The following is a 4,774-nucleotide window of genomic DNA, read 5'->3' on the forward strand; positions in this document are numbered from 1 at the left end:
CCGCGTGGGCCGAGTTCGTCCCGTTCCTGCAGTTCGACCGGGAGACCCGCCGGATCGTGTGCACGACCAACGCGATCGAGTCCGTGAACGCCCGGATCCGCAAGGCCGTCCGTGCCCGCGGCCACTTCCCGAACGAGCAAGCCGCACTTAAATGCATCTACCTCGCCGTGATGGCCCTTGACCCCACCGGACGTGGCAGGGCCCGGTGGACCCAACGATGGAAGGGCGCGCTGAACCCCTTCGACATCGCATTCAACGGCCGGCTGTCCGCCCACAGCCACTAACCGAGATACACCGCTAAGTTGACAGCCCCGACACACGCTGTAGCCGTCAGCTGGTACTGGTGGTCAGACGGTTCCGCGTGCGCCAAAGGAAGCAGGGGGGCAGCGTTGGGGTGCGCGTTTCCGCCCGCCCGGTCTCGTCAGCTGTGGTCTCGTTCGTTGCGGGTACGGTGCTCGTTGATACCGCGCCTGATCGCCACCACAATCCATACGAGGGCGATAAGCCAGAGGAAGAGGCTAACGTGTTGGAGCACGATGGCCAGGGTGATGAGAATGGCGATGGCGATGATGTCCATGGCCAGGACGAGGCCGTACCGGTTGTTGACCTTGTTGATTGATCGCTGGCTCATGGCTTGTCCGTGGCACTTTCGTCGGTGGTGGCGGTTGATTCGTCCGTCTCCAGAAGGGTAGCAAGGTCCGCGAGTGCGGGGATGGCTTTTTCAATGAGGGTTTGGCGGTTGCGCGGCAGCCGGGCCAGGGCATCGGCGACCCGGCGTTCATTGGCGTTTTGCCATGACTGCAGCAATTCCGTCCCGGTTTTCGTCAGGCGGAGGTTCTGGGCGCGCCGGTCACCGGCACGGGGCGTGCGGCTGACCAGCCCGGCCAGCACCATTTGTTGGATCAGGTTGCTGACGGTGTTCGTGGCCAGGCGCTGCCGGGCGGCGAGTTCGCTGACGCCCAGATCCGGTTCGTCCGCAAGCCGCTGGAGGATTTCCACTTGCGCCATGGGCAGCGCTTCCCACGGGAACTCATGGCGGACGCTCGAGCGCAGGACCCGCCGCAACCGCGTGATGACATCAGTGAGGGACCAGGCATCCCCGACCAGGTGCAGTGGTTCATTCTGGGGCTCGGGAAGGGGCATCGCCGTGTCGGTCATGAACCCATACTACCCCTTTTGATATTTTCTGACATAGAATAGTTCTATGTCAGAACAACTTGCCCTGGTGACGCCCGAGCCAAAAGCCTGGTGGGAGCGGCTTTTCCGAGAACCTGCCAGGCCCGAATGGGTGCGGCGCCGGCCCTCGGCGCCATGGCTGGTGGTCGCGACGGTGTGCATTGGCGCTTTCATGGGCCAGCTGGACGCGAGCATCGTGACGCTGGCGATTCCCAGCATTAAAACCGAGATGAATGCTTCCCTGGCCCAGGTTGAATGGGTCGCCCTGATTTACCTGCTGGTGTTGGTGGGGAGCATCTCGGCCATCGGCCGCCTCGCCGACATGCTCGGACGCAAGCTGCTGTACACCTACGGGTTTGGGCTCTTCACCCTGGCCTCCCTCGGGTGCGCCCTGGCCCCGGACATCACCTGGTTACTGGCGGCCCGCGCGGTCCAAGCAGTCGGGGCGGCCATGCTGCAGGCCAACAGTGTCGCGCTGATCCGCACCAGCATGCCGGCCGGCAAGCTGGGCAAGGCAATCGGCCTGCAAGGCGCAGCCCAGGCGGTCGGTCTGGCCATGGGCCCCTCCGTAGGCGGCCTCCTCGTCGGCGCCGGCGGCTGGCGCTGGGTGTTCTACGTCAACATCCCCGCCGGCATCATCGGCCTGGTGCTCGGCTGGTTCCTGCTCCCCCGCACGCAAGCCAAGGCGCCCAGGGTCAGGCTGGACTGGATCGGGCTGCTACTGCTCATGCCAGCGACCGGCGCGCTTTTGCTGGCCCTCTCGGAGGCCTCGCGGCTGGGATTCGCCAACCCCCTGGTCGCAGCACTGCTGACCGCTGCCCTGGCATTCTTTGCAGCCTTCGTCTTCTGGGAGCGACGGGCCCCCCACCCCTTGGTCGACCTGGGCCTTTTCCGGACGGGCACCTTCTCCCGCGGCATCACCACAGGCCTGCTCAGCTACCTCGTCCTGTTCGGCGTACTCTTCGTCACACCCCTTTATTTGGAAGCGGCGCAGTCCATGCCACCGGTGCAGGCCGGGCTGTTGTTGACCATCCTGCCCATCGGGCTCGCACTGATCGCACCGGTCGCCGGAACCCTGGCGGACCGGCTCGGGGCCCGCGTCCCCACCACCATCGGCATGGCCCTGGCCGCCGCTTCCCTGGCCTTGCTGGCGTTCTCCGGGGGAAATCTCTGGCTCGCCGGTGCCGCGTTGGCCGGGATCGGGGTGGGGCTGGGTTTGTTCACCCCGGCCAACAATGCCACCGTGGCCGGAGCCGGCCACACACACCAGGCGGGCATGGTCAGCGGTGTGATGAACATGACCCGCGGCGTCGGTACCTCCCTGGGGGTGGCCTTCGGAGCCGTCCTCTACGTACTGGCATCCGGTACCGCAACAACCGGCGGCCACGCCCTCGCTTCCAGTGCCGGATTCGAACTCGCGATCGGCGTGTTCGCCGCCGTGGCCCTGCTCGCCGCCATCCTGGCCGTCTCCGGAAAACGGCAGGCCGCATGAATGCCCGACCGGCACAGTATTCCGCGGCATTTCCGCCAGGTCCCGGGAGCCAGCAGTCTTCAGCGTTTCCGCAGCAATCCATGACACTGTGCATGATGATGACCCGCCGCATCCCTTACCCACCGAACGGCACCCCATGACCTCCCCAACGTTCCTACCCTCCCCGACAGTCAGCGCCGTCCATCTTGGCCCGCTGACAATACACTTCTACGCCCTGTGCATCATTGCCGGCATCGGGGTCGCCATCTGGCTCGGGTCCAGGCGCTGGATCACCCGGGGAGGGCGCCCCGGACAGCTCGCGGACATCTGCCTCTGGGCCATTCCCGCCGGCATCATCGGTGGCAGGCTTTACCACGTCATCACCGACCCGGAACTGTACTTCCTGCCCGGCCGCAACCCATGGAACGCGTTCGCCATTTGGGACGGCGGCCTGGGCATCTGGGGTGCCATTGCCCTGGGATGCCTGGGCGCCTGGATTGGCTGCCGCCGGGCCGGGGTGTCCTTCGTCGCCTTTTTGGACGCCATCGCTCCCGGTGTGCTCTTCGCCCAGGCCCTCGGGCGCTGGGGAAACTGGTTCAACAACGAACTCTACGGCGATGCATCCACACTGCCCTGGAAACTCCAAATCCACCAGATGGACACAGCAGCCGGGACCGCCGTAACCAACGCCTCAGGCCATGCGATCGTCCTCGGCTACTTCCAGCCGACGTTCCTCTACGAATCACTTTGGTGCCTGCTCGTCGGACTCGCACTGCTGGCCCTGGACCGACGCTGCCAACTCGGCGCGGGAAGCATTTTCGCCCTCTACGCCGCCGGCTACACGGCCGGCAGGTTCGTCTTCGAACTCATGCGCTCCGATTACGCAAACCTCATCCTCGGTCTCAGGGTCAATACCTGGGTCGCCGGCCTGATCTGCCTGGCCGCAGCCACCGCATTCATGCTCCTGCGCACGCGCCCACGCTCCACCGCCTACCCGCCAACAACCATCACCACCGCTCCCCCGAAGACCCAGCAGCCCCTAACGGGCACCGGCGTGTAGGCCCCACCCACAGCTGCGTCCTTCCCCGGCCCCGTACATTCGGCCACCAACCACCATCGGCACGTTCTTGAAAGGCCCGCCAGCTGATGAAAGCGACGAAGAATCGACTCTTCGATACGACAAGCACCCTGGGCAGGCTGTTGCTCCTGGGCGTCGTCAGTATCGTCTGCGGCACCCTTGTGGCCGGTTTGTTGGCACCGGCGACGGCCCTGGCAGCCACCGTGGCCGATGGTTCCATTTCCATGTTCAACCACCTCCCCGGAACCCTGGACGTGGACCAGCCCGCCCAGACCACGAAGGTCCTTGCCAACGATGGCTCCGTGATCGCGCGGTTCTACGCCGAGGACCGCCACGATGTGTCCCTGGCGGACATGTCGCCGTATATCAAGACCGGCATCGTCGCCATTGAGGACGCGCGTTTCTACCAGCACGGCGGTATCGACCCCACGGGGATCCTGCGCGCCGTGGTCGCCACGGTCCATGGTGGGCGTGAGGGTGCGTCCACCATCACCCAGCAGTACGTGAACAACGTCATCATCCAAAACCTGGTCTCCAAGGGCCAGACCAGCCAGGTTGTCCTGGGTGCCCAGAAAACCGTGGGCGACAAGCTCAAGGAAATGCGCCTGGCCATCGCCCTCGAAAAGAAATACTCCAAGGACCAGATTCTTCAGGGCTACCTCAACCTCATCTACTTCGGCAACGGCGCCTACGGCATCCAGGCGGCCGCCAAGCTGTACTTTGACACGGACGCGAAGAACCTGTCCCTGCCGCAGGCGGCAGCCTTGGCCGGTGTGGTCAACAGCCCCACGGTGTACGACCCGGTGGCGCACCCGGCCAACGTGGTCACGCGCCGCAACCAGGTGCTGTCAAAGATGCTTGCGCAAAAGAAGATTACGCAGAAGCAGTACGCCGCCGCTGTCAAGGCACCGCTGGTAGTCCACCTGCACAAGACGGCGCAGGGCTGTGTTGCGGCAAAGATGGCCCCGTACTTCTGCGACTACGTCCAGCAGCTGGTGCTCAACAACTCCGCCTACGGGACCACCCCCGAAGAGCGAAGCAAGTTCCTC

The 4,774-nt window shown here is 65.0% G+C and carries 6 protein-coding genes; 4 read left to right on the forward strand and 2 right to left on the reverse strand.

What is annotated here, in order from left to right; genetic code table 11:
• Positions 1 to 284, forward strand: a 284-nt coding sequence (locus tag G6035_RS19205; protein ID WP_176618703.1) for a transposase, incomplete at its 5' end; no start/stop codon positions are given.
• Positions 285 to 421: 137 nt separating this feature from the next.
• Here the strand turns inward: G6035_RS19205 and G6035_RS19210 are convergent.
• Complete coding sequence (locus G6035_RS19210; protein ID WP_176618704.1) at positions 422 to 631, reverse strand: hypothetical protein; 210 nt, start codon at positions 629 to 631, stop codon at positions 422 to 424.
• Positions 628 to 1,158 carry a MarR family winged helix-turn-helix transcriptional regulator gene (locus G6035_RS19215; RefSeq protein WP_176618705.1) on the reverse strand — a complete coding sequence of 177 codons (531 nt, stop codon included), beginning with the start codon at positions 1,156 to 1,158 and terminating at the stop codon, positions 628 to 630. Before G6035_RS19215 ends, G6035_RS19210 begins: the two co-directional genes overlap by 4 nt.
• Positions 1,159 to 1,204: 46 nt before the next feature.
• Between G6035_RS19215 and G6035_RS19220 the strand changes: the two genes are divergently transcribed.
• The 3 genes from G6035_RS19220 to G6035_RS19230 form a co-directional block, all read left to right on the forward strand.
• Positions 1,205 to 2,668: a DHA2 family efflux MFS transporter permease subunit gene (locus tag G6035_RS19220; protein WP_176618706.1), complete on the forward strand. Its 1,464-nt coding sequence runs from the start codon at positions 1,205 to 1,207 to the stop codon at positions 2,666 to 2,668.
• A 136-nt stretch (positions 2,669 to 2,804) separates the two neighbouring features.
• Positions 2,805 to 3,707, forward strand: a complete 903-nt coding sequence (lgt, locus tag G6035_RS19225; RefSeq protein WP_176618707.1) for a prolipoprotein diacylglyceryl transferase — start codon at positions 2,805 to 2,807, stop codon at positions 3,705 to 3,707.
• 86 nt (positions 3,708 to 3,793) lie between these two features.
• On the forward strand, positions 3,794 to 4,774 hold a 981-nt coding region (locus tag G6035_RS19230; RefSeq protein ID WP_176618708.1), incomplete at its 3' end, for a transglycosylase domain-containing protein.

Source organism: Arthrobacter sp. SDTb3-6, assembly GCF_013376095.1.
In the GTDB taxonomy this organism is placed as follows: domain Bacteria; phylum Actinomycetota; class Actinomycetes; order Actinomycetales; family Micrococcaceae; genus Specibacter.